19 protein-coding genes are annotated in these 24,450 nt (G+C 58.9%); 18 read left to right on the forward strand and 1 reads right to left on the reverse strand.

Annotated features, from left to right (window positions below):
• Nucleotides 1-8: 8 nt before the first annotated feature.
• Complete coding sequence (locus BEQ56_03825; GenBank protein ID AOH42679.1) at nt 9-1,049, forward strand: hypothetical protein; 1,041 nt, start codon at nt 9-11, stop codon at nt 1,047-1,049.
• An 80-nt stretch (nt 1,050-1,129) separates the two neighbouring features.
• On the opposite strand, the gene BEQ56_03830 is transcribed toward BEQ56_03825, so the two are convergent.
• Nucleotides 1,130-1,426 (reverse strand): hypothetical protein, encoded by a 297-nt coding sequence (locus BEQ56_03830; GenBank protein AOH42680.1) that lies wholly within the window; start codon nt 1,424-1,426, stop codon nt 1,130-1,132.
• A 288-nt stretch (nt 1,427-1,714) separates the two neighbouring features.
• On the opposite strand from BEQ56_03830, the gene BEQ56_03835 reads away from it, so the two are divergent.
• From BEQ56_03835 to BEQ56_03915, 17 genes are all read left to right on the forward strand, one after another.
• Nucleotides 1,715-3,514, forward strand: a complete 1,800-nt coding sequence (locus BEQ56_03835) for a hypothetical protein (protein AOH42681.1) — start codon at nt 1,715-1,717, stop codon at nt 3,512-3,514.
• Nucleotides 3,515-3,526: 12 nt separating this feature from the next.
• Entirely contained in the window at nt 3,527-5,329 is a 1,803-nt protein-coding gene (locus BEQ56_03840) for a hypothetical protein (protein AOH42682.1), read from the forward strand.
• A 202-nt stretch (nt 5,330-5,531) separates the two neighbouring features.
• On the forward strand, nt 5,532-6,287 hold the full coding sequence (locus tag BEQ56_03845) for a methyltransferase (GenBank protein AOH42683.1): 756 nt from the start codon (nt 5,532-5,534) through the stop codon (nt 6,285-6,287).
• A gap of 285 nt (nt 6,288-6,572) precedes the next feature.
• Nucleotides 6,573-6,959 (forward strand): reactive intermediate/imine deaminase, encoded by a 387-nt coding sequence (locus BEQ56_03850; GenBank protein AOH42684.1) that lies wholly within the window; start codon nt 6,573-6,575, stop codon nt 6,957-6,959.
• 18 nt (nt 6,960-6,977) lie between these two features.
• On the forward strand, nt 6,978-8,009 hold the full coding sequence (locus BEQ56_03855) for a glycosyl transferase (GenBank protein ID AOH42685.1): 1,032 nt from the start codon (nt 6,978-6,980) through the stop codon (nt 8,007-8,009).
• A gap of 102 nt (nt 8,010-8,111) precedes the next feature.
• Nucleotides 8,112-9,536: a hypothetical protein gene (locus tag BEQ56_03860; GenBank protein ID AOH42686.1), complete on the forward strand. Its 1,425-nt coding sequence runs from the start codon at nt 8,112-8,114 to the stop codon at nt 9,534-9,536.
• A 9-nt stretch (nt 9,537-9,545) separates the two neighbouring features.
• Nucleotides 9,546-11,594, forward strand: coding sequence for a hypothetical protein (locus BEQ56_03865; protein AOH42687.1), 2,049 nt, complete (start codon nt 9,546-9,548; stop codon nt 11,592-11,594).
• Complete coding sequence (locus tag BEQ56_03870) at nt 11,587-12,615, forward strand: hypothetical protein (protein ID AOH42688.1); 1,029 nt, start codon at nt 11,587-11,589, stop codon at nt 12,613-12,615. Before BEQ56_03865 ends, BEQ56_03870 begins: the two co-directional genes overlap by 8 nt.
• Nucleotides 12,612-13,742 carry a hypothetical protein gene (locus BEQ56_03875; protein ID AOH42689.1) on the forward strand — a complete coding sequence of 377 codons (1,131 nt, stop codon included), beginning with the start codon at nt 12,612-12,614 and terminating at the stop codon, nt 13,740-13,742. Before BEQ56_03870 ends, BEQ56_03875 begins: the two co-directional genes overlap by 4 nt.
• Nucleotides 13,739-14,941: a hypothetical protein gene (locus BEQ56_03880; protein ID AOH42690.1), complete on the forward strand. Its 1,203-nt coding sequence runs from the start codon at nt 13,739-13,741 to the stop codon at nt 14,939-14,941. Before BEQ56_03875 ends, BEQ56_03880 begins: the two co-directional genes overlap by 4 nt.
• 103 nt (nt 14,942-15,044) lie before the next feature.
• Complete coding sequence (locus BEQ56_03885; GenBank protein AOH42691.1) at nt 15,045-15,392, forward strand: hypothetical protein; 348 nt, start codon at nt 15,045-15,047, stop codon at nt 15,390-15,392.
• A gap of 87 nt (nt 15,393-15,479) precedes the next feature.
• On the forward strand, nt 15,480-16,817 hold the full coding sequence (locus BEQ56_03890) for a hypothetical protein (GenBank protein ID AOH42692.1): 1,338 nt from the start codon (nt 15,480-15,482) through the stop codon (nt 16,815-16,817).
• Between the two features lie 17 nt (nt 16,818-16,834).
• Nucleotides 16,835-18,067: a hypothetical protein gene (locus tag BEQ56_03895; protein AOH42693.1), complete on the forward strand. Its 1,233-nt coding sequence runs from the start codon at nt 16,835-16,837 to the stop codon at nt 18,065-18,067.
• A gap of 45 nt (nt 18,068-18,112) precedes the next feature.
• Nucleotides 18,113-19,471, forward strand: coding sequence for a hypothetical protein (locus BEQ56_03900; protein AOH42694.1), 1,359 nt, complete (start codon nt 18,113-18,115; stop codon nt 19,469-19,471).
• Complete coding sequence (locus BEQ56_03905) at nt 19,468-22,068, forward strand: hypothetical protein (protein ID AOH42695.1); 2,601 nt, start codon at nt 19,468-19,470, stop codon at nt 22,066-22,068. The genes BEQ56_03900 and BEQ56_03905 overlap by 4 nt, the downstream gene beginning before the upstream one ends.
• Nucleotides 22,065-23,189: a hypothetical protein gene (locus tag BEQ56_03910; protein ID AOH42696.1), complete on the forward strand. Its 1,125-nt coding sequence runs from the start codon at nt 22,065-22,067 to the stop codon at nt 23,187-23,189. Before BEQ56_03905 ends, BEQ56_03910 begins: the two co-directional genes overlap by 4 nt.
• Complete coding sequence (locus BEQ56_03915) at nt 23,186-24,436, forward strand: hypothetical protein (protein AOH42697.1); 1,251 nt, start codon at nt 23,186-23,188, stop codon at nt 24,434-24,436. The genes BEQ56_03910 and BEQ56_03915 overlap by 4 nt, the downstream gene beginning before the upstream one ends.
• Nucleotides 24,437-24,450 lie beyond the last annotated feature (14 nt).

The raw sequence follows: 24,450 nt of genomic DNA on the forward strand, positions 1-24,450 counted from the left end.
GGGAATATATGACAGCGGATTTAAGCAGCACGGTAAAGAACGCGCGCTCGGGTGGAAATCCGATCGCGGTGAAGTCTGAGTCGCTGGGGCAGGACGCGCTCAGGCGGCTGATGCGCAATCGGGCGGCGGTCATCGGGGCGGTTATTATCGTCCTGTTGTATTTGATGATGGTTTTCGCGGATAAGCTCGCGCCGTTTGATTACGCGACGCAGACGCTCGCGGAGCAGAACGCGGTCCCGCCGTGGCTGACGAAGGTTTTTCCGACGATGGCCCCGTACGCGAAAGCGCCGGCGGATAACCCGAATAAGTATATTTTGGGGGCGGACTACGTCGGGCGCGACCTGCTGTCGCGGCTTATTTACGGGGCGCGCGTTTCGCTGATCATCGCGATTATCGGACCGTTGATTTCGCTGCTGATCGGGGTCGTGTACGGGTGTATTTCCGGATATATCGGCGGCAGGACGGATAACGTGATGATGCGGATTGTCGACGTGCTGTACGCTTTTCCGAGCCTGCTGTTCACGATTCTGCTGATGACGTTTTTCCGGTCGGCGACGGCGAAGGCGGCGCCGGGCTCGTTCGTGTCGCTTATATCCGCGCTGGATAATTCGTTGGGCGGGCTGATGTTCATCTTTGTAGGGATCGGGATGACAGCGTGGCAGACGAAGGCGCGGCTGACGCGCGGGCAGGTGCTGTCGACGAAGGAGAAAGAGTATATCGAGGCGGCGCGTTCGATCGGCGCGACCGACGGGCGCATCCTGTTCGGGCATATCCTGCCGAATATTATCGGGCCGCTCGTCGTTTCGGAGACGCTGGCGATTCCGGGGTATATCAATACGGAAGCGTTCCTGTCGTTTATCGGGCTGGGCGTGAACCCGCCGACGCCGTCCTGGGGCGCGATGATCTCGGACGGGTCGAAGGTGGTTCGGACGTACCCGAACCAGACGATTTTCCCGGCGCTGATGCTGGCGGTTACGATGTTCGCGTTCAACTTCCTCGGCGACGGGCTGCGCGACGCGCTCGATCCGCAAATGCGCGGACGGACGTAGAGGCTTTGAACTATTAATAATTGAGGGATCAGGGCCCTGACCCTGTCCCTCAAAAACTCCCTTACCCAAGGGTTTATTTTTTAAAAAATTCCGCCGACGGCGCGCCAGCAGGCTTCTAAATGAGCCGCGCCTTCTTTCGATACCTTCCGGCGGATCAGTCGGACGCGGTCTTCCATCAGCGGGATCCCGCCGATTTCGAAGAAACGATTGCCGATTTCGCGCGCGCCCTTATGGCGGCAGTTCTGATCAAAGGGCCCGCCGCTCCGGACCGAGAGGTAATCTTCCTTTTTCCCGATCGAGATCAGGTTCTCGGTTAACCGCTCGACTTCCGCTTTGAATTCGCGGGGATATTTTGGAAATAAAAATGAGAAGCACATGATCTGAATTCCCTTTTCTCTTTACTGATTCAGCGCGCCATAATAACTTCAGGAAAAATCCACTGAAAACGACGGCGCATGTTAAAATAGCTCACAATGTCAATACGCTAATCTTATCAGATTTTGACGATCGTTTAACCTGAAACGGTTCGCGGATTAGCGGGAAGCGTTTCTGATCCGGCTGACAGGCGGATTTCTTTAAACGATTTTTATACTGTGCGTCTCAGCTATTTCCGGGTTCCGGCGATTGCTGTTTTTTTTAGATTTTTATTTTTATCAGGAGGAACGATGAGTAAGAAGAATAATTTTGTTGTTTCAATCTTTGCGCTTGCGTTGGTTCTTTTCGTCAGCGCGTCCGTCGCTTTCGCGCAGGTCAGGACGGAAGACCTGTACCGGGCTGAGGACGATGGGTCGTATGATACGATGTCCTGGCTGCTCGGAACGGGGGATATCCCGACGATCGATCCGGGACTGGCGACGGATACGACCTCGAATCAGGTTATCCAAACGATCTTCATGGGGCTGACGACGATCGACGAGGAAACGGCCGAGGTTCAGGACGGGGTCGCGATCGAGCTGACGAAGGGCGATATCGCTGAAGACGGTTCGATTACGTATACGTACCGGATCCGGACCGATATTCCATGGGTCCGATACAATCCGGAGACTGAAGCGGTTGAACCGGTGGTCGACTGCGATGGGAACGTCCGTTTCCTGACGGCGAGGGATTTCGAATACGCGATCAAGCGCGTCGTCGATCCGGCTCTCGCGTCCGATTACGCGTACATGGTCGCCGACCATGTCGTCGGCGCGACGGAATTCCTGACAGGCGCGGAAGGCGCGACCGCGGACGATATCCTGGTTAAGGCGATCGACGACGCGACGCTGGAAATTACCTGGCTGGCGGAGTTCGCAGCGAACAACATGATCGCCGGACGTCCGACCTACTTCGCGGTTCCGTCCTGGGTGATCGACGGCGATGCCTGCACGGAGGCGAGCGGGGATCTTTGGGCGACGGTCGAAAATATCCAATCCTACGGCCCTTATACGGCGGTTGAATGGATCCATGACGATTCGTTTACCGTGGTCAGGAATCCGTATTGGCCCGCCGATATTGAATCAGTCCCGCAGCCTCAGATCGAGGAAATCGTTTTTCGCTTTTTAGACAGCTCCGCGGCGCTGGCTGAATATGAGGCGGGAAACCTGACCGGGTCGAACCTCGTTCCGGCGTCGGAAATCGATCGGATCAAGGCGGATCCGGTTTTGAGCGAAGCGTATCATGCCGGCGAAGATATGTGCACGTATTTTTATGGCTTCAACACGACCGCTCCGTTTGTCGACGACGCCCGCGTGCGGCGCGCGCTGTCGATGGCGATCGACCGGCAGTCGCTGATCGATAATGTCGCGAAAGGCGGGCAGATTCCCGCGCAGTGGTGGACGCGTCCGGGGTTGGCCGCCGCGCCGACGCTCGAAGAATATCCGGATTTAGGCATTAAATATGATCCGGAAGGCGCGAAGGCGCTGATCGAGGCGTACATGGCGGAAAAGGGAATTTCCGATCCGTCCGAGATCAAGATCGAGCTGATGCATAATACCAGCGAGAATCATGCGAAGATCGCCGTCGCGGTCCAGCAGATGTGGAAGGATACGCTTGGGATTGGTATCACGATCTCGAATCAGGAATGGGCGGTTTATCTTAAAACGATCCGTTCCGAGAACGCGCCGCAGGTTTTCCGTAATGGCTGGTGCACTGGATACCCAGACGCCGCTTCGTTCCTGAACGACGGTATTTCGTCGGGCTCGTCGCTGAATCCGACGGTCGACAGCCTGCCCGGATCCAAACCGATCGGGATGGTGATGTGGTACAACGAGCGATTCGAAGATCTGATCGATGAAGCGCGGCTGACGCTGGACGTTGCGGAACGGACGAATCTGTACGCCGAAGCGGAGCAGATCCTGGTTTACGAGGACGCGGCCCTGGCTCCGATCTACTGGTACAAGAGCCTGCAGCTTTCCGATCCTGCGCTGAACCGGACGTACTCGATTCTCGGCGGCGTGGAGAATTTTTATAAGTGGTCCTATCAATAAATTGGAGAATGTATGAAAAAGGAAAAACTGTTTATTTGGGTAAGCCTGGCGCTTTTGTCGCTTCTCTTTCTTTCCGTTCCCGCTGTCGGTCGCTCCGGGATAAGTCCGGACGAGCTGTACCGCGCGGAGGACGACGGTTCTTACGATTCGATTTCCTGGCTTCTGGGCGCGAGCGACGTTCCGACGATCGATCCCGCGCTGGCGACGAATACAAGTTCGAACCAGATTATTCAGCTGATCTTTATGGGTCTGACGATGCAGAACGAGGAGACGGCCGAGGTTCAGAACGCGGTCGCGATCGGGCTTGAAAAAAGCGAAGCCGGCGCGGACGGTTCGATTAAATATACGTACAAGATTCGGACGGATATTCCCTGGGTCAAATACAATTTGGAAACCGGCGCGGTCGAGCCGGTCGTCGACTGCGACGGGAACGTCCGCTTCGTTACGGCGCGGGATTTCGAATACGCGATTAAGCGGTCGGCCGCCCCCGCGACCGCTTCGGATTACGCGTTTATCGTAACCGATTATGTCGCCGGCGCGGCGGATTTTTATTCCGGTACGGAAGGCGCGACAAAGGACAGCGTTCAGGTCAAGGCGCTTGACGACGCGACGCTGGAAATAACCTGGGTCGCGGAGTTCGCGGCGAATAATATGATCGCCGGGCTTTGGACGTATAACGCCGTCCCGTCCTGGGTCATCGAGGGCGACGCCTGCACGGAGGCAGCGGCGGATTATTGGATTTCGATTGAAAACGTTCAAACGTACGGTCCGTACGCGGCGAAGGAATGGATCCACGACGATTCGTTTACGATTGTCAAAAATCCGTACTGGCCGGCCGACGTCGAATCCGTTCCCCAGGCGCAAATCGAAGAAATCGTCTTCCGTTTCCTCGACAATTCGGCCGCGCTGGCGGAATTCGAAGCCGGAACGCTGACCGGCATGTTCGAGATCCCCACCGCCGAAGTCGACCGGATCAAGAACGATCCGGCGCTAAGCGAAGCGTATTCGGTCGGCGAAGATATGTGCACGTATTATTACGCCTTTAATACGAACGCGGCGTTCGTAAACGACGCGCGGGTCCGGCGCGCGCTTTCGATGGCGATCGATCGGCAGGCGCTCGTCGACAATGTTACCAAATCCGGCGAAGTCCCGGCGCAGTGGTTCTCCCGGCCCGGTCTCCTGGCCGCTCCGACGCTCGAAGCGTATCCGGAATTGGGGATTCGCTACGACGCGGAGGGCGCGCGGGAGCTGATTGCGGCGTACATGGAGGAACAGGGTATCGCCGACCCGGGGGAAATAAAGATCGAACTCGTCTATAACGCGAACGAAAACGAAGATAAAATCGCTCTTGCAATTCAGCAGATGTGGAAAGAGGTTCTCGGGATCGACGCGCTGATTACGAGCCAGGAATTAGCCGTTTACTATAAAACGGTCCGATCGCTCGAAACGCCGCAGGTTTACCGTCTCGGCTGGTGCCAGGATTACATGGATGCGGCCAACTTTTTGAACGACGCGGTTTCATCAGGCGGGTCGGCGAATCCGACGGTCGACGGCGTCGCCGGGAGCGAACCGTTGGGCGGAATGATGTGGTTCAACGAGGAGTACGAAACGCTCGTCAACCGCGCCCAGACGCTCGAGGATACGGCGGAACGGACGAAGCTTTACGCCGACGCTGAACGGATCCTGGTCTATGAGGACGCGGCCCTGGCTCCGATTTACTGGTACACCCGTTCGCAGCTCTGCGACCCCGCGGTGAATCGGACGTATTCGATTCTGGGCGGGAAAGAGAATTTTTATAAGTGGTCCTATAAATAAACAGGGACGAAGGCCCGTTCAGGACCGCTCCTCTGGTTGAGGAGCGGTCTTTTTATGCGGGACAGGTATGATGTCGCCGGCGGAAAGGCTTGTAAAACGGAGAACCTGCGCAGACGGGAAAGTATGCATTGAAGCCGCGGGACAGGACGAAAAAATGATATCATATCAGCGAATATATATGAATCTGAGGAGCGTATAAATTGTGAAGGCATATCAGGATATCAATAAAGAAACGATTGATCGATGGGTTGAAGAAGGCTGGGAATGGAGCAGGCCTGTTTCCCATGAAGAATATCTTCAGGCAAAGCATGGGAATTGGAATGTTCTGCTGACGCCGACTGTTTTTGTTCCCCATGAATGGTTTGGAAATCTGAAAGGAAAGAAGATCCTGGGATTGGCGTCGGGTGGGGGACAGCAGATGCCGATCTTTATCGCGCTTGGCGCTGAATGCACAGTGCTCGATTATTCATCCGGGCAAATAGAATCCGAAATCTTCGTCGCGGAAAGGGAGGGATACAAGATAAACGCTATCGAAGGGGACATGACCAAAAAATTTCCTTTCGCTGACGAGAGCTTTGACCTGATATTTCATCCGGTTTCAAACTGCTTTGTCGAAGATGTACGGCATGTTTTTAATGAGGCTTACAGAGTTTTGAAAAAAGGCGGTATTTTACTTTCCGGATTGAACAACGAGATAAATTATATTGTCGATAATGAAGAAAAGGAGATCGTGTGGAAAATGCCGTTTAATCCGTTAAAGGACGAAAAAGCCTGGGAATACATGATCGCGGAGGGTTCCGGAATTCAGTTTTCACATAATATGACCGAGCAGATAGGCGGCCAATTAAAGGCGGGATTCACGCTTCTTGATTTATATGAAGATACGAATGGCGCAGGCAGGCTTCATGAAATGAATATTAAAACATATATCGCGACCCAATCCGTCAAATCGGTTTAAACGGTCAATTAAAGCCTGACAGTTCTGTCCGCCCGGCCAGGCTGCTGACGAATCGGGAGGAGGCGGACGATACGGCCCTTTACCGGAAAACGCCGGCGGCGCCGCGCGAAGGCGGCGCGAATTTTCAGCTGTACGCGGACACATGGTAGAATAGGTAGATAGCTTATTGCGTTAATCATCTCAGGTTTGCGCCGGACTTTTTTCGATTTGATCGGCCGTTTCTGGCCGCCGACGGCGTTCCGTCCGGGAGGGGCTGGCGCGCAATAACCACGAAGGAGTGAAAACATGGCAGAGAAAAAAATAATCACAACGAAGAAAGCCCCGGCGGCGTTAGGTCCCTATTCGGTCGCCGTCGCTTTTGAGAAGCTGGTCTTCGTATCGGGGCAGTTAGGTATCGATCCGGCGACGAATGAGGTTGCCGGCGACAGCGTCGAAGCGCAGACGCGGCAGGCGCTGACGAACATCGCCGGAATTTTGGAAGACGCGGGGACGAACCTGGAAAACGTGTTAAAAACGACCGTCTTTTTATGCGATATGAACGATTTCGCCGCCATGAACGCGGTTTATTCGGAATTTTTCAAGACGGACTGCCCGGCGCGCTCCGCCGTTCAGGTCGCTAAACTTCCGAAAGGGTTGGCGGTCGAAATTGAAGTCATCGCCGCGATTCCGTAATTGTCTTTGATTGATTGTATGATCCGGGAAACTGTTTCGGTGATCGTCCCCTGCTTCAACGAAGAGCGGACGATCGGCTTGCTTTTAGACGCGCTGGCGGGTCAGACGTTCCCTGCCGAGGCGACTGAAGTCCTGATCTCTGACGGAAGGTCGACCGATCGGACGCGCGACGTGATTCGCCGCTGGGCGGAGGCGCGCGCGTTCCCGCGCGTTGCCGTCGTCGATAATCCGGAACGGAATATCCCGGCGGCGCTGAACCGCGCGATTGAAGCTTCGTCCGGTTCGATTGTTATCCGACTGGATGCGCATTGCGTCCCGAATCCGGATTATATTGAACGCTGCGCCGCGACGTTGGACGCGGGAACGGCGGAGAACGTCGGAGGAAGATGGGATATCCGGGCTGACGGAAACGGCTGGCAGGCGCGTTCGATCGCGGCGGCGGCGGCTTCTCCGATCGGGGCGGGCGACGCAAAATACCGGTATTCCGAGGCGGCAGGGTTCGTCGATACCGTTCCGTTCGGCGCGTTCCGGCGCGAAACGCTCGACCGGTTCGGCGGATACGACGAATCGCTCCTCAGCAACGAGGATTACGACCTGAACGCGCGGATCCGTTCCGCCGGAGGAAAGGTTTTTTTCGATCCGGCGATCCGATCCGTTTATTTCGCGCGCCGTTCTTTTTCCTCGCTGGGGAAGCAGTATTTCCGGTACGGTTACTGGAAGGTCGCGATGCTGGAGAAGGCGCCGAAAAGCCTGCGCTGGCGGCAGCTTCTTCCGCCGCTTTTCGTTCTGGGCGTATTGCTGCTTGCGCTGATGTCGCTGTTCTGGGCGGAGGCGCGGGCGCTGCTGCTCCTGACGGGGATTTTTTATCTGGGCGCGCTGCTTTTCGTCTCGATCCGCAGCGCTGGGAAAAAGGACGATCTCGGGTTAATCGTGGGAATGCCGATCGCGGTATCGATTATGCACTTTTGTTGGGGAGGCGGTTTCCTTTTTCATGCTGCCCGGCGGCTTTTTCGTCGGCCGCGCGGCGGAAAGGCGGAAAACGCGGGATAACCGGGACGATCCCGTCCCGCCCGGTGGCCCGGACAGGGCGGAGGGTTCCCCGGCGTTTCGTTTCGGCGGGATCGGCGACACGGATTCGGTGTGAGCGAGGGTATGGCGAATAATGCTTTCAGGCGATCCTTGAGGTCGCGGTTAACGGCGTCGGAACGCCGGACGGTTCTTTTCCTGGGCGACTTGACGGCGACGAGCATGGCGCTTCTGATCGCGTTGATTACCTGGGCGCGCGGGGATGATTGGTTCGGGTTCTCTCCTGAGTTTTTCGCGGAACGTCCGGAAAACTGGTTTTACCTGCTGCCGATTTTGTGGCTGCTGCTGATGGTCCCGCTGTACGACGTGAAGCGCGCCGCGTCGGTCCGGTTTTCGATGACGGCGGTTTCGCTCGTTACCACGATTGGATTCCTGACGTACCTGATTATCTTTTTCGTCGCGCCGCCGAAAGCACTTCCTCGCCGGGGCGTCGCGGTCTTTATCCTGACCTGTTCGCTGTTTACCTCGGTCTGGCGGATCCTTTATATCCGGTTCCTGACCGGGGCGAACCTGAAAGCGCGGACGCTGGTCGTCGGCGCGGGGAAGGCTGGCTCGCGCATTGCGCAAATTATCCGCGACGCGAAGGATTCGCCTTACGACCTCGTCGGTTTTATTGACGACGATCCCGAAAAGATCGGGAAGACGATCGAAGGGATCCCGGTTCTGGGCGATTCCTATTCGTTTTATAAAATGATCGCGACGTATAACGTCAGCCACGTGATCATGGCGATCAGCAACCGTATGAATAAGGACCTGTTCGAGTCGCTGACGATCGCGGAGGAAACGGGGCTGACGGTCGTGACGATGCCGCGCGTGTATGAGGATTTATTGAAGCGGGTCCCGGTCTACCTGCTGGGGACGGACTGGATGGTTCGGGATTTTTACGACCAGGCGCATTCCAGCGTCCTTCAGGACGTCGTGAAGCGGGTTTTCGACCTGACGGGCGCGGGGATCGGGATGATCCTGACCGGGATCTTTTTCCCGTTTATCGCGCTGGCGATCCTGATCGACTCCGGCCGGCCGGTTTTTTATACGCAGGAGCGGTTGGGGCTGCGCGGAGAGCCGTTTAAGATCCTGAAGTTCAGGACGATGTTTACCGACGCGGAAGCGGACGGGGTCGCGCGTCCGGCGTCTGAATCGGATTCGCGGATTACGCGGACGGGAAACTTTTTACGCAGGAGCCATCTCGACGAGCTCCCGCAGTTTATTAATGTGCTCCGCGGCGACGTTTCGCTCGTCGGACCGCGAGCCGAGCGGAAAGAAATCGTCGAGCAGCTTCAGAAAACGATCCCGTTTTACCGCGGCCGGCTCCTCGTCCGTCCGGGAATTACCGGCTGGGCGCAGATCAACTACGGCTACGCTTCCGGCGCGGAACAGAACGCCGTCAAACTCGAATACGACCTGTACTATATTAAGCGGCGAAGTCTTCCGCTCGATATTTCGATCCTGTTCAAAACGGTCAAATCGGTTTTCGGGCTGAAGGGCAGGTAGGAGAGCGGTATGTTTTTTCGGTTTATTAAATCTTTCCGGAATCGGCATGTCATGGCGGTCGATCTCGTCCTGATCCTGATTGTTGTCAATCTTGCTTTTCTGACCCGTTTCGAGCAATCGTATCTCTATTACAAATTTATCCCGGTGATGCGGCGCATGATGGCCGTGTCGTTCGTTATCAAACCGATAATTTATTGGAGCTTCGGACTGTACAGCCGTCTCTGGTCGCACGCCGGGATTCAGGAAGGGCTCCTGGTCGCGATCGCGGTTTTCGTCGCTTCGGGAGTCGTCGGAATTATCATGATTCTGATGAACTGGATGAACTTTCTGGTCGGGTTCCCGCGCTCGGTGATCGCGATCGACGCGCTGTTATCGCTGATCGCGGTCGGCGGGATCCGCTACCTGATCCGCGTGGCGCATGACAACGAACAGCAGCGCGACTTCGTTAATCGAAAGTTCCACCGTAAAGGCGTTATCATTGGCGCCGGCGACGCCGGGGTCATGGTCCTGAACGAGATTCTCCGCAATCCGCAGCTGGGGATTACGCCGGTCTGTTTCGTTGACGACGACGCGAAAAAGCGGAAGCTGATGATCCGGTCGATCCGCGTCGAAGGGACGATCGTCGACCTTCCGCGGATTATCGAGAAAAACCGGATAACCGACTGTATTTTCGCGATCCCGAGCGCTCCCGCGAGTATTGTCCGCGCCGTTGCGGATGTCTGCCATGAGCGGAAGGTGTCGTTTATGATCATGCCCGGGATTTATAATATCCTGAACGGGACGGTCGCGGTTTCGAAGATCCGCGAGATCGATATTACCGACCTGCTCCGGCGCGACCCGGTCAAGCTCGACGAGCGGAATATCCGGTCGGTAATCGTGGATCAGGTCGTTCTGGTGACCGGGGGCGGGGGGTCGATCGGGCGCGAGCTCTGTTTCCAGGTCGCGGCGTATCGGCCGAAGGCGCTGGTCCTGCTGGGGCATGGCGAAAACAGTATTTTCGAAGCGGTTAACGATCTTCACGATCGCTATCCGCAGCTCAACGTCGTCGGGAAGATCGCGGACATCCGTGACGCGGGGCGGCTCGACGCGATTTTTTCGGAGCTGAAGCCCGACGTCGTATTTCACGCCGCGGCGCATAAGCACGTTCCGTTGATGGAACAGAATATCGTCGAGGCGGTCACGAATAATATTTTCGGGACGCGGAACGTCGTCCGAACCGCGTCGGCGCACGGGGTCAGGCGATTCGTCATGATTTCGACGGATAAAGCGGTCCGGCCGGCGAATATCATGGGGGCGTCGAAGCGGATCGCCGAAAATATCGTCCTGAACGAATCGCGTTTCTCGGACGCGACGTTTACCGCGGTCCGTTTCGGGAACGTTTTAGGGTCGCGCGGGAGCGTCGTCACGATTTTCAAACGTCAGATCGCGAACGGCGGCCCGGTCACGGTTACCCATCCGGAAATCGAACGCTATTTCATGACGATCCCGGAGGCGGTTTACCTCGTTCTCGAATCGGCGGGCCTGGCGCGGAGCCGCGAGACGTTCGTATTGAATATGGGGATGCAGGTCCGCGTTTTCACGCTCGCGGAGGACCTGATCAAGCTGTCCGGGCTGGAGGTTGGAAAGGATATCGAGATCGTTTTTACCAGGATGCGCCCCGGGGAGAAGCTCCGCGAGGACCTCTGGAACGAGGGTCAGACGCTCGACCCGACGATTCATCCCGATATTTTCAAGCTTCAGCGCGACGACCTGCTCCCGCCGGAGGAGATCGACGAGGCGCTCCGACGGCTGGCGGAGCTGGTTGAGGCGAACGATTCCGATGGGATCCGGGTATATCTGAATCAGGTTATCCCGGACGCGAGCCTTGAACGTCCGGATATCCCCGCCGAGGCGGCGGACAGCGCGGACGCGCCGCCGGCGGTCCCCGCCTTGAAGGAGGCGGGGACCGCCGGGAAAGGGAAGCCGGGCGCGAAGAACGGGCGGAAGCCGCTCTTCTTTTCAGCGCGGAAATCGAATCGAAAACTGAACGGGAAAGCGGGGAACGCGGCGCATGGCTGAAGCAACGGCGGAGCGATGGCGGTCGTTCGTGAACGGGGAGCCGAATTGTTCCGTGCTTCAATCGGCTGAATGGGCCGGGGTTAAGGAACGGTTCGGCTGGCGCGCGCGTTACGTGATCTGCGACGCGGCGGCGGCGGTGATCCTGTTCCGGAGGCTGCCGCGCTGGACGCTGGGAGCGACGATCGCGTATATCCCGCGGGGACCGATCCTGCGGCGGAAGAACGTTTACGAGCTGGGCTTGTTCTGGCGTGAGGTGGATGCGATCTGCCGCCGGGAGCGGGCGATTTTTTTACGCGTTGAGCCGGAGATTGAGGAAAATACGGAGGAGGGCGCGGCGCTGATGGCGTCGATGCGCGCCTTTACGGACGCGTTCGCAACGGTTCAGCCGCCGCGGACGATCCTGCTGTCGGTCAATACGCCTGAGACGGACTGGCTGTTGCGAATGAATCAGAAGACGCGCTATAATACGAATTTTTCGATGCGCGAGGAGCAGGGGCTGACGCTGGAAAAGCCGGATGACGTCGGGACGTTTTATTCGCTGTTCGCCGAAACGGGCGCGCGCGATGAATTCGGGGTGCATTCGCAGTCTTATTATCAGGCGGTCTACGACGCGTTCCGCCGCGAGAACAGGGGGTTTAACCTGGTCGCAGCCGCGGAGGGGAAACCGATCGCCGCTTTGATGCTCTTTATTCAGGGACGGCGCGGATATTACCTGTACGGGGCGTCGGCGAACGCGGAACGAAAGCGCATGCCCAATCATTTTTTGCAGTACCACGCGATGCGGATCTGCGCGGAGTACGGCTGCTCGGATTACGATCTCTGGGGAATCCCGGACGAGGAACCGGCCGTTTTAGAGGCGCAGTTCCGCGACCGTTCCGACGGACTTTGGGGTGTGTATCGGTTCAAACGCGGTTACGGCGGACGAACGGTTCGCATGCTGGGGAGTTTCGATCGGGTTTACGCGCCGCTCGCGTACCGGCTGGCGGCGCTGATCGACCGGTTCCGCCGGAGGCGGTCGTGACCGGGGGGACGATCACGTTCCGGGCTGACGACGCCTGTCCGGCGGATTGGAACGGGACGATTTCCGGTCTTCCCGGCGCGTCGATCCTGCAAACGGCGGAATGGGGCGCGTTAAAGGGCGCGCATGGCTGGAGGCCGCGCTGGCTGCGCTGGATCGGGGCCGACGGACGGACCGCCGCCGCGGCGCTCGTTCTCCGAAAAAAGATCGCCGGACCGTTTGAATTTCGCTACGTTCCGCGCGGTCCGCTGGTCGAGGCTGCCGATTGGGCGTTCTGCGAGCGGGTTTTCACGGACCTGACGGCGGACGCGCGGGCGGGCGGGGCGATCTTCCTGAAAACGGACCGCGACGTCCCTATCGGGTACGGCGTCCCCGGGAGCGAAACGTACCGGGAGGACGCGGATGGGGCCGCATGGCTGAGTTTATTGAAGCGGCGCGGGTTCCGTTATTCCGAAGCGCAGGTCCAGTTCGCGAATTCAGTCTGGATCGACCTGACGCCGGATGAGGAGACGCTGTTGGCGAACATGAAGCAGCGGGCGCGGTATAAAGCGCGGCTGGCGCTGAAAAAGGGCGTTTCGGTCCGGCGCGGCGCTGAATCGGAGTTTGAAGAATTTTACGAGCTGTACCGGGTTACGGCGCGGCGCGACGGGTTTATTATCCGTGAAAAGGCGTATTACCTGGACGTGTGGACCCGGTTTTACAGGGCGGGGATGATGATCCCGCTGGTCGCCGGGGTCGGGAACGAAACCGTCGCGGTGGTCCTGCTGTTCCTGTTCGCCGGGAAAGCCTGGTACGTTTACGGGATGTCGTCGGGGACGCATCGCGAGAAAATGCCGAATTATGCGCTGCAATGGGAGGCGATCCGGACCGCAAAGGCGGAGGGCGCGCGCGTATATGATCTCTGGGGCGCGCCGGACGTTTTCGGCGAGGGGGATCGGATGTGGGGCGTGTACCAGTTCAAGCGCGGGCTGGGCGGGTACGAGGTTTTATCTCCCGGCGCGTATGACTTGCCGCTGCGCCCGTTCCTGTACCGCGCTTACGCGGCCGGGCTGCGGCTGCTGACCGGGGTGCGGCGATTCCTGTACCGGGTCCGGGAGCGGGGCGGCGAGAGCGACGGAGGCGAAGCGTGAGCGGGACGAAGCGGCGGATCCTGATCCTTGGCGCGATCGGATTGCTGATGATTTACTATGGGTTGAAGCTGTATCGCGCGCCGCTGGAGTCGTATACCTGGACGGAGCTGCTGATCAACTATGCGGCGGGGTTCATCCGACGCGGGCTGGTCGGGCGCGTCGCCTATTATTTTTCGCAGTTTGTATCGCCGGTCTTCTTCCTGACGCTGACGGTAATCCTGGGGTACCTGATCCAGTTGATCCTGTTCTTCGTTCAAACGCGGTCGGTCCCCGACCGCGAATGGCTGTTGTTCGCGTTGTCGCCGACGGGGTTTTTATTTACCGCCTATAATTTCGACGCGTACGGGCGGAAGGACGTATATCTTGTCGTCCTCTTCCTTCTCGCGTATGAGCTGATTCGTCGGCGCGTAAAGCTGCGGATCGCGTTCCCGCTGATTCTGGTCCTGTATGAAATCGGCGCGCTGATCCATGAATACGCGCTCTTTTACTTTCCGTTCGTTTTAGCGCTGCTGCTCGTGACGGAGAGCGGGCGATCGCGGCGGAGCCGGGCGCTGATCGCCGTCGTCGGGATCGTTTTCCTGATCGGGAATCTGGTCTGGCTTTTCGGGCTGTCGAACCAGTATTTCGATCTGGACCGGATCGCTTCGTCCTGGGAAGGGCTGATCCCGAATTATGAGCTGACGGCGCAGAGCGGCGCGATGGGGTGGCTGGGGATCCCGCTGAAGGACGGGCTTCAGCCGGTTTTCGATAAGCTGACCTTTCCGCAGACGTTTTTCTCATACCTGACGGCGGCGGCGCTGAGTCTGGTCCCGATGGCGCTGCTCGAACGGCGATTCGGGATCGCGCGGGCCGTTCGTGCCAGGCTTCAGGGCGAACCGCCGTTCGGCTGGCTGGCCGGCGCTTTCGCGCTGAGTACGGCGGCGATCTCGTTTTTCAGCTCGGACTGGGGGCGGCTGATCTACCTGTATGGAATGAACCTGTTCCCGATCGGGACAGTGACGATCGAGCGGTTCGGGCTGACGGACCGCGCCGCGGCCGAGCCGGACGACGGTTATTCGCGGCTGAGCTTCGCGCTGCTGCTGATCCTGTTTACCTCGACATGGATGGTGAAGATGTATGTTGACGGGGGGCATATCGCGCTTCAGGGCGGGGCGATCTATCGTCTGATGGACTGGATCGAACGGATCCAGGCAGGTTAAAGATCACCTTTTCTCCCGCATATCCATGACAAATTTGACTCTATTTCGCATTCTCCGGCGGGAACCTATGGTAAGATAAAGACGTGTAATAGGAAAGACAGGCATGAATAACAAGATATCAATCGTAGAAGGACCGCCGCCGACGTTCGAACCTGTTCCCGGCGACTGGGCCAGCGCCGTGATCAACGGGACGCGCGCGTATGGCGTTGTGATGACGCACCTGCGCACGATGAACGGGACCGGGTTGATCGAACGCTGCCATCAGACCTGGAACCAGCAGGATACGATGGTTCTCCAGTACCGGAACGAATATGGGGAACATGAGATGCCGATTATTGCGGCGCGGGCGTTCGATACGGACGAAGGCCAGAAAATTACGCTCTGGCTCCGCGTTCGCCCGGAGCAGATTAAGTTCGAAGTCAGTTACGGAGACGACGAGACGCAGGATTAATCATCAGGGCGAACGCCGCGTGAGCGAAGGCCTCCGTCGCGGTTTCGTTCCCGTCCGAAAGACGGATTCAGGATCACTTTTCCCTTTATGCATTCAGATCGAGAATACGGACCTCCCATCTTTTTTATCCTCATTGTCATTTTTATCGTCTGCGTGGCGACGGTTACGCCGGCGCGTCTGATCCTGATGGCCAGGATCGACGAGCTGAAGACGCGGCTGTTTTTCATGACGAATCATCCGGGCGAAAGCGTCTTTATTCCTGTCGAGGCGCGGACGGCTACGGCGAACGCGCTGATCCCGCTGACGGCTCTCGCGACGCATACGCCGACGCCTTCGCCGACGCCGACGCAGCCGACGTCAACCCCGCGTCCGGAGGATACCGAGGTCCCGACCGCGACCCCTTCGCCAACGCCCGCGCCGACCGAAACGCCGTATCCGCTCCCGTCGAGCTACCGGATCGAAGGGATAAAATACGAAACGCAGCATGGTATCTGGAATTACTGCGCGCCGACAAATCTGTCGATGGCGCTGACGTATTGGGGCTGGCAGGGAGACCGGACGGTCACCGGGAAAGCGCTCAAGCCGTTCGATAAGGATAAGAATGTGATGCCGAGCGAGATGATCGAGTACGTGCAGTCGGAAACCGGTTATCGCGCGATCCTGCGGACCGCAGGAACGGACGAGTTGATAAAAAAATTGATCGTCAACGATTTCCCGGTCCTGATCGAGAAGGGCGCGTTCATGCATGAAGTCGACGGGACGCTGAGCTGGATGGGGCATTTCAATGTCGTGAGCGGGTATGACGATTTGAAGCGGCAGTGGATCGTCCAGGATTCCTACTACGAGGCCGATTGGCGCGTCGATTATACTCAGCTGGCGGAAGAATGGATTTCGTTTAATAACGCGTTTCTGGTCGTTTACCCCGCCGAGCTGGAGAGCGATCTTTACCGGCTCCTCGGACCGTACACGAATAACGATTGGGCGAATAAAAACGCGTATAAATTCGCCGAAAAGCAGGTCGAAGAGGCCGTTTCCGATGAGCAGAAGTTCTACGCGCTTTTCAACCGCGGCGACGCGCTTGTCGACCTGAACGATTATGCCGGCGGGGCCGCGTCGTTCGATGAGGCGTTTACCTGCTATAACTCGATTGGCGTGAAACGACGTCCGTACCGGATGATCTGGTATCGGACGGGGCCTTTCCTCGCGTATTATTACAGCGGACGGTATCAGGACGTTATCGAGCTGGCGAATCTGGCGATCGCGAGCACGAAAGAGCCCTATCTCGAAGAGGCGTATTATTGGCGGGCGATGGCGAACCTGGCGCTTGGGCGGTACGCCGACGCGAATAACGATATCGCGACCTGCCTCGATATCCATCCCGGCTTTGGCGCCTGCGAAACGGTGAAGGCGAATAACGGGTTTTAGACGGAAATGAAAACGACATGCCGGTAAGAATCCTTCATTTTGCGGACGCGCATATCGACTGTGTCTCCGGCGGAAAGCGCGATCCGGCGACCGGGTTCTCCTATCGGACGCTGGACTTCCTGAAAGCGTTTGATACGATCGTTGACACGGCGATCGACGAAAACGTCGATCTGGTCTTATTCGCCGGCGACGCTTACCGCGACGCAACGCCGAGCCCGACGTTTCAGAGAGAATGGGACCGGCGCATGATGCGGCTGTCGGCGGCGCGGATCCCGACGCTGATGATCCCCGGGAATCATGATCTGACTCCGACGTCGACGAAAGCTGACGCGCTTCAGGAATTTGCCTCGTTCGATATTCCTTACCTGCACCTGGCCAGCGGGGAGCCGCGGCTTTGGACGCCGGCGGAGCTGGACGGGGCGGCGGTTCAGGTGATTACCGTCCCCTGGATTACTCGTTCGCGCGTGATCCTGAACGCGCTGGAGCTGGAAACGACGGCGGACGAGCTGACGGACCGGGTCGTCGACGCGTTTGAAGGCTGGATCGAGGCGCTTCTCGCCAAGACCGATCCCGCGCTCCCGACCGTCCTCATGGCGCACTATGCGGTCGCGGGCGCGCGTTACCCGAATCAGCAGATGGTCACGCTGGGCGGAGAAATTACGCTTCCGGTCGCGCTGACGCGCGATCCGCGGATTACGTATACCGCGCTGGGACATATTCATCTTTTTCAGGACCTTAATCCCGGCGCGCAGCCGCCGGTCGTTTATCCCGGCTCGATTGAACGCGTGAATTTCGGCGAAGCGGGCGACCCAAAGGGTTTCGTGATTGCCGAGCTTCAGCCCGGTAGCGCGACGTACACGTTCCGCGAGATTCCCGGGCGAAGGTTCTTCAGCCGGGATATCCGGATCGCCAGCGAGGAGACGTTTCAGGACGAGGTCCTGGCGGCGCTACCGAGCGAAGCCTTCGCTCAGGACGCGATGGTCCGGCTGACGATCCGTTATCCGGCGGATTGGGAAGCCGCGTTCGATCCTCGCGAAGCGAGGCGGCGAATGCGGGGTGCGCTCGAATTTCATCTTATTCAGCGCCCCGAGCGTCCCATGCGGCAGCGGATCAGCTCGGATACCCCGGTCAGCAGCCTGTCTCCGGCTGACCTGCTGCGAAAATATTGCGAGACGTTGGGTATGGCCGACGCGGATATCGCGGCGCTTCAACGCGGCGCCGCCGAAATCTTCGCCGGGATGGATATTTGATTTGGCGCTGCGTCAGGGAAACGGACAAACAGAGAGTTAAGATACATGGGTGCGAAAATTCTATTGATGCTCGTTCTGATCGTTATCAACGGGCTTTTTTCGATGACAGAGATGGCGGTCGTGTCGCTTCGAAAGTCGAAGCTTCAAAGTGAAATCGCTAAGGGGAACCGGAAGGCTCAGGCAGCGCATGATCTTTCGGAGCACCCGTCCGATTTTTTTTCAATGATTCAGATTGCGATTACGCTCGCGGGCGTGGTCTCCGGCGCGATCGGTTCGATCGCCTTTTCGGCTCCGATCGAAGCGCAGCTTTGCAAGGTCCGTTTTTTAGCGCCGGTCGCCGATACGCTTTCGGTCCTGATCGTTTCGATCCTGGTTACTTATTTATCGCTGGTTATCGGCGAGCTCGTCCCCAAGCGGATCGCGATCGCTTATCCGGAAAAAATCGCGATTCAGGTCGGCGGTTTCATGACCGGGATCGCCAACGTCGCCAAGCCGCTCGTCCGTTTCCTGAGTTTTTCGTCGGATATCGGGATCCGTCTTTTGGGCGTCAGGGAGAACAGCGAGCCGCCGGTTTCCGAGGACGAGGTGAAAGCGATGATCGAGCAGGGGAAGCAGTCGGGCGTATTCGAAGAAACGGAACAGGATATCGTCGAATCGGTTTTCCGGATGAGCGATCGCGCGGTTCATGCGATGATGACGCCGCGGACCGACGTGACCTGGGTCAATATCGCCGAACCGATCGAGGATATCCTGGAAGAAATCCGCGCGTCGAACGAGACGTATTTCCCCGTCGTCCGGGACCATCCGGATAACGTCCTCGGAATCGTCAGCGTCAAGAAAATTCTTGACCGGTATATTTCCGGTCAGGAAATCCGTCTTGAAGAGCTTATCGATACGCCGCTCTTCCTGCCGGAGTCGACCCCGGCGCTCTCCGCGCTGGATTCGCTCCGCGAGTCCGGGAAGCAGGCGGCGATTATCATTGACGAGTATGGCGGGTTTTCCGGGCTGGTAACGCCGGTCGATATTCTCGAAGAGCTCGTCGGAGAAATCCCTTCGGCGGACGACGAAACGTATGAGCCGGAGATCGTAACCCGGGAGGACGGGTCGTTCCTGATCGACGGAGGCCTCGATATCGAGGATATGAAAGACATGCTGGGAGTGGATCAGCTCGAAGATCAGGAACGCGTCGATTATCAGACGGTCGCCGGGTTCCTTCTTTCGCGCTTCGGGTTTATCCCGAAGGCGGGGGACACGATCGAAATGGGCGATTACCGTTTTGAAGTGGTCGACATGGATGGGCGGCGGATCGATAAAGTCCTCGTCGAACGTCTCCCGGCTCAGGATCCGGATTCGGCGCCGACCGAGGGCGGCGTTCAGCCCGACGCTGAAAAGGAAGACGAATGATCCCTGTTTGGCTGAAAATTCAGGGCTTCCTGTCGTACCGCGAGGCGGTCGAAATCGATCTGCGCCCGCTGCGGATCGCCTGTATCACCGGTGAAAACGGCGCGGGAAAATCGTCGCTGCTGGACGCGATGACCTGGGCGCTCTTCGGCGAGGCGCGAAAGAACGACGCTTCGGTCGTGAACAGCGTGACCGCCGGGAGCGGCGGCGCGGGCGATAAGCCAACCGCCGAGGTCGCGTTTGAATTTAAATATGAAGGCGTCCTGTACCGGGTTATCCGGCGGTACGTGATCGGGAAATCCGGCGCGGCGATGAGCGTTGAGTTTCATAGTTATAATCCGGCGGATGCAAGCTGGACGATCCTGACCGAGAAGACGCGGCGCGAAACGGATAAAAAAATCTGCGGCATGCTCCATCTCTCGTACGATACGTTCGTTAACGCGTCGTTTTTTCTTCAGGGCAAGGCGGATAATTTCACCCGCGCCAACGCGACCGAACGGAAGCGCATCCTCAGCGATATCCTTAATTTATCGATTTGGGACGTTTATAAAAAAAAGGCTCAGGCGATCGAGTCGGCGCTCAAAACGGATCAGCGCTCGCTCGTGGATCAGGCGGCGTCGATCGACGCCGAGCTTTCCGAAGAAGACGCGCGGATCGCGCGGTTCGAGGAGATTCAGGCGGAAGCGAACCGCGCTCAGGAGCGTTTCGAGCTTGCGATCCAGCGGCTTCAGAACGCGCGTGACGCCGAGGCGATGTTTACCGGGCGGCAGTCCGCGATCGAGGAGGAAGAGCGCGAGAATAACCGCCGCTTCCGTCAGCTCGAATCCGATCAGCGGATATTCGACGAGCGGACGGGTGAGCTCGAACGGACGCGGGCGACGCTTTCGAACGCGGACGCCGTTCGCGCCGATTATCAGGAGCTTCAGGCGGTCCGGGCGCGGCTGGCTGGGCTTCAGGCGTCTTCGCGGCGGTTTTACGAGCTGACGCAGGCGGTTCAAACCGCGGAACACGCGCTGCAGCTCGAAGAAACGCGGCTGACGAACCGGCTGGACGCGCTGGAGGAACAGCTGGCGCAGTTGGCCGAATTGGGGGCGGCGGTTGAGGCGGAGCGCGAGCGCTTTGTCGAAATCGAGCGGGATCTCGAAGCCGCGAACCTTCGGATTCAAACCAAAGCGGCGCACGAAAAGGCGCTGGACGAATTGAATGGACGCATGACCGGGAACAGCGTTGACAATAAACTGCTGCGCGAGAGGATGAAGCAGATCGAGAAGCATCTGAACGAGGTCCGGGAGGCGGCGGGCGCGGTTTGTCCGTTCTGCGGACGGGAGATGAACGAGGATCACTGTAAAAAATATGAAGCTGAGCTGTCCGCCGAGGGGAAGAAGCTCGGCGACGCGTTTCGCGCGAACAAGGCGGAAAACGAGCAGCTCAGCGCCGAAAAGGCCGCGCTGGACCGGGAGCTTGCGCTGATTCGTTCGTCCGAACGGGAGAAAATCGCGCTCGAAAGCGAACGCGCCCCGCTTGTCGCCCGCCGCGAAGGGTACGCGGCGGCGAAGGCGTCCTGGGACGGGCGCGAAGCGGAAGAGCGGGACAGGCTCGCGCTCGTTCTCGCCGGGAAATCGTTCGGGCGGGACGAACGCGAAGCGATCGCCCGGTTTCAATCCGAGATCGACGCCCTGGGGTACGATCGCGCGGCGCATGAAGCCGCCTCGACGCGCGGTCAGGAACTGGCCGGCGCGGAAGACGCTTATCGAGCGGTCGAACGGGCGGCGGCGTCGTTCGCGCAGCTCGTTCGTGAGATCGGCGAGCGCGGCGACCGGCTCGAGACCGACCGGGCCGATTATCATCGCCGCGTTGAGGCGTTAGCGGGAAAGCGGGCGGAGCTCAACGAGATCCGCAAGGGACTCCCGGATTTACAGCAGGCTCAGAACGAATATGAACTCGCGCACAGCGCCAGCGCGCAGCTGCAAACGGAGCTGGGCGCGGCGCGGCAGCGGCTCGAAGCGCTTAAAGAACTCAAGCGTCAGCGGGATTCTCTTCAGTCCGAATTGGCCGGGCTCCGGAAACGGCTCGGCGTGGTCGAGAAGCTGAACGTCGCCTTTTCGCCGAAGGGGATCCCGGCGCTCCTGATCGACGAAGCGCTCCCGGAAATCGAGGAAAACGCTAACCGCGTTTTAGGCAGGCTGACGGAGGAACGGATGTCGATTCAGCTTACGACGCAGGGCGAATATAAAGATAAGAGTCGGACCGACGCACGGGAGACGCTGGATATCCTGATTCAGGATGAGACCGGGACGCGCGACTATGAGCTTTTTTCCGGCGGGGAAGCGTTCCGCGTCAACTTTGCGATCCGATTGGCGCTGTCGGCGATGCTGACACGCCGCGCCGGGTCGCGGCTCAGCCTTCTCGTTATCGACGAGGGATTCGGGTCGCAGGACGCCGACGGGCGCCAGCGCCTGATCGAGGCGATTCACGCGATTCAGGACGATTATGAAAAAATCCTGGTTATTACGCATCTCGAAGAGCTTAAAGACGCGTTCCAATCGCGGATCGAGGTCGTCAAAGGCGAAAACGGTTCTTCCGTGAAGGTTATTCCGTGAGCGGGACGCCGTTGAAAGGATCGGACATGAAAATCGGGGTGCTCCAGCGCGTTCTCGCCGGTTACCGCGTTCCGTTTTTTGACGAATTGGCGGCGCGCTTCGGAGGCTCGCTGACGCTTTTCGCGGGTCATGCGCGGCGGGAGGAGATGATCGACGAGTCAAGGCTTCCCGAAATCGCGAAGGTCTATCCGGCGAAAAATCTGTACGTGCTCCCGGGCGTCCTGAACGGGAGAGCGTATTTTTGCTTCCAGTTGAACGTTCTGGAATGGCTCGGGAGCGGGGACCCTGACGTATTGATCTGCGAGGCGAATCTCCGGTATCCGACGACGCTGGCCGCGATCGGCTGGATGCGCCGGCGGGGGCGTCCGGTTATCGGCTGGGGGCTGGGGTCGGGGTCCGCGACAGGGCTTTTCAAGCGGGCGTTTATCCGGTCGTTCGACGCGCTGCTGACGTACGGCGAGCGCGGGGCGGAAACGTACCGGGAGCTGGGGTTTCCCGGCGAACGGATTTTTATCGCGAAGAACGCGGTCGCGCCGCGGCCGCGGCGCGACCCGCCGGCGCGACCGTCTGGGTTTTCCAGCGAGGGGCCGCTCCTTCTTTCCGTCGGCAGGCTCCAGGCGCGGAAACGGATTGATCTGCTGATCGAGAGCTGCGCCGCGCTGGAAAGCGAGTTCAGTCCGCGGCTCCGAATCGTCGGCGACGGTCCGGCTCGCGGCGAATTCGAACGGCTCGCGGCGGAACGCTATCCGCGGACGGAATTTCCCGGCGCGCTTTACGGCGACGAGCTCGCGGCGCAATTCGCCGCGGCGGATCTTTTCGTCCTTCCGGGTACCGGCGGTTTAGCGCTGCAGCAGGCAATGGCGAGCGGGCTTCCCGTTATTGCGGCGGAGGCGGACGGGACGCAGTCGGACCTCGTCCGCGCGGATAACGGACGGACGATCCAAAGCGGCGACGGCGTGGCGCTGACGGCGGCGATTCGCGAGCTGCTGACCGATCCGGCGCGGCTCCGCGAGATGGGGGCGCGGTCGTTCGCGATCGTCCGCGACGAAATCAATTTAGAGAAGATGGCCGATCGGTTTGAAGCGGCGATCCGTTTCACGGCTACGGAGAAATCGCGATGAGGATTCTTTTTTTAGCCGACGGGCGCAGCCCGACGACGGTTCGTTATCTCGCGGCCGTGGCGGCGTTGGGGCATGAGATTCATCTGGTTTCGAGTTATCCTTGCGAAGCTCCGGATCCGGTCGCGAGTTTCGCGACGCTCCCGATCGCTTTTTCGAATTTCGTTTCCGGAAAAAGCGTCGGGACGCGCGTTGGAATGATTTCGGGCGGAACGGACGAGTCTCGCGGGCTCGATCCGGGAAGCCGGATGACCGCGAGCGCGCTCGCGGTTCGGCGGTTCCGCGATTTTTTCCTGACCTTTCGGTACCAGTCGGCGCCGTTTTCGATCCCGTTCAGCGGCCGGCGTTTCGCGGCGATCGCGAAAAAGATTCGTCCCGACCTGATTCATGCGCTGCGGATCCCGTTCGAGGGAATGACGGCGTCGTACGCGCCGGCGCGTTATCCGCTGGCGGTTTCGGTCTGGGGAAACGATCTGACGCTGCATGCGTATGGGTCGGCCGGTATGATGCAGCTGACGCGGCGGACGCTCGCCCGTACGAACGGGTTAGCCGCGGACACGCGCCGCGATATCCGGCTGGCGCGGGCGTTGGGGCTGGCGGATGGAAAGGCGACGGCGGTCGTTCCGGGAAACGGCGGGATCGACATCCCGAGCCTGGTCCTTGCGTCGGAGGCGGACGCGCCGATTTTACGGCGCCTCCCGCCGAATCGCGAATTCATCCTGAATCCGCGCGGCTTCCGTCCCGGTTCGGTTCGGACCGATACGTTTTTCGGCGCAGTTCCGATCGTCGCGCGGCAGTTCCCGAACATCCTGTTTGTCTGTCCGGCGATGGCGGATCAGCCAGAGGCGCTGGACTGGGTCCGCGAGCTGAAAATCGAGCGGAACGTCCTGCTCCTCCCGTCGCTCCCGCAGCCCGATCTCTGGGCGCTCTTCCATCATGCGCTGATGACGATTACGGTCAGTCAGCATGACGGAACGCCGAATTCGCTTTTGGAAGCGATGACGATCGGATGCTTCCCGGTGGCGGGCGATATTGAATCGCTTCGGGAGTGGATTACGCCGGGCGTGAACGGGCTCCTCGTCGATCCGAATTCGCCGGAAGAGCTGGCGAACGCGATTCTGAGCGCGATGTATAACGAAGGGATGCGGTCGCGGGCGGCGCGGTTGAACCGCGGGATCGTTCAGGAGCGCGCCGAGGCTTCCCGGGTTCAGACTGAAATCGAGGTTTTTTATCAGTCGCTCGTCGGCTGACCGCTTTTTGGCTT

It is taken from the genome of Anaerolineaceae bacterium oral taxon 439 (assembly GCA_001717545.1).
Classification (GTDB): Bacteria; Chloroflexota; Anaerolineae; order Anaerolineales; family Anaerolineaceae; genus Flexilinea.

Bases quoted from the DNA above. Each gene is read 5' to 3' on its own strand.
- BEQ56_03855 (AOH42685.1), top strand. From the start codon at position 6,978: ATGATCCGGGAAACTGTTTCGGTGATCGTCCCCTGCTTCAACGAAGAG.
- BEQ56_03850 (AOH42684.1), top strand. From the start codon at position 6,573: ATGGCAGAGAAAAAAATAATCACAACGAAGAAAGCCCCGGCGGCGTTA.
- BEQ56_03840 (AOH42682.1), top strand. From the start codon at position 3,527: ATGAAAAAGGAAAAACTGTTTATTTGGGTAAGCCTGGCGCTTTTGTCG.
- BEQ56_03865 (AOH42687.1), top strand. From the start codon at position 9,546: ATGTTTTTTCGGTTTATTAAATCTTTCCGGAATCGGCATGTCATGGCG.
- BEQ56_03825 (AOH42679.1), top strand. From the start codon at position 9: ATGACAGCGGATTTAAGCAGCACGGTAAAGAACGCGCGCTCGGGTGGA.
- BEQ56_03830 (AOH42680.1), bottom strand. From the start codon at position 1,426: ATGTGCTTCTCATTTTTATTTCCAAAATATCCCCGCGAATTCAAAGCG.
- BEQ56_03885 (AOH42691.1), top strand. From the start codon at position 15,045: ATGAATAACAAGATATCAATCGTAGAAGGACCGCCGCCGACGTTCGAA.
- BEQ56_03905 (AOH42695.1), top strand. From the start codon at position 19,468: ATGATCCCTGTTTGGCTGAAAATTCAGGGCTTCCTGTCGTACCGCGAG.
- BEQ56_03915 (AOH42697.1), top strand. From the start codon at position 23,186: ATGAGGATTCTTTTTTTAGCCGACGGGCGCAGCCCGACGACGGTTCGT.
- BEQ56_03890 (AOH42692.1), top strand. From the start codon at position 15,480: ATGCATTCAGATCGAGAATACGGACCTCCCATCTTTTTTATCCTCATT.
- BEQ56_03870 (AOH42688.1), top strand. From the start codon at position 11,587: ATGGCTGAAGCAACGGCGGAGCGATGGCGGTCGTTCGTGAACGGGGAG.
- BEQ56_03895 (AOH42693.1), top strand. From the start codon at position 16,835: ATGCCGGTAAGAATCCTTCATTTTGCGGACGCGCATATCGACTGTGTC.
- BEQ56_03900 (AOH42694.1), top strand. From the start codon at position 18,113: ATGGGTGCGAAAATTCTATTGATGCTCGTTCTGATCGTTATCAACGGG.
- BEQ56_03835 (AOH42681.1), top strand. From the start codon at position 1,715: ATGAGTAAGAAGAATAATTTTGTTGTTTCAATCTTTGCGCTTGCGTTG.
- BEQ56_03860 (AOH42686.1), top strand. From the start codon at position 8,112: ATGGCGAATAATGCTTTCAGGCGATCCTTGAGGTCGCGGTTAACGGCG.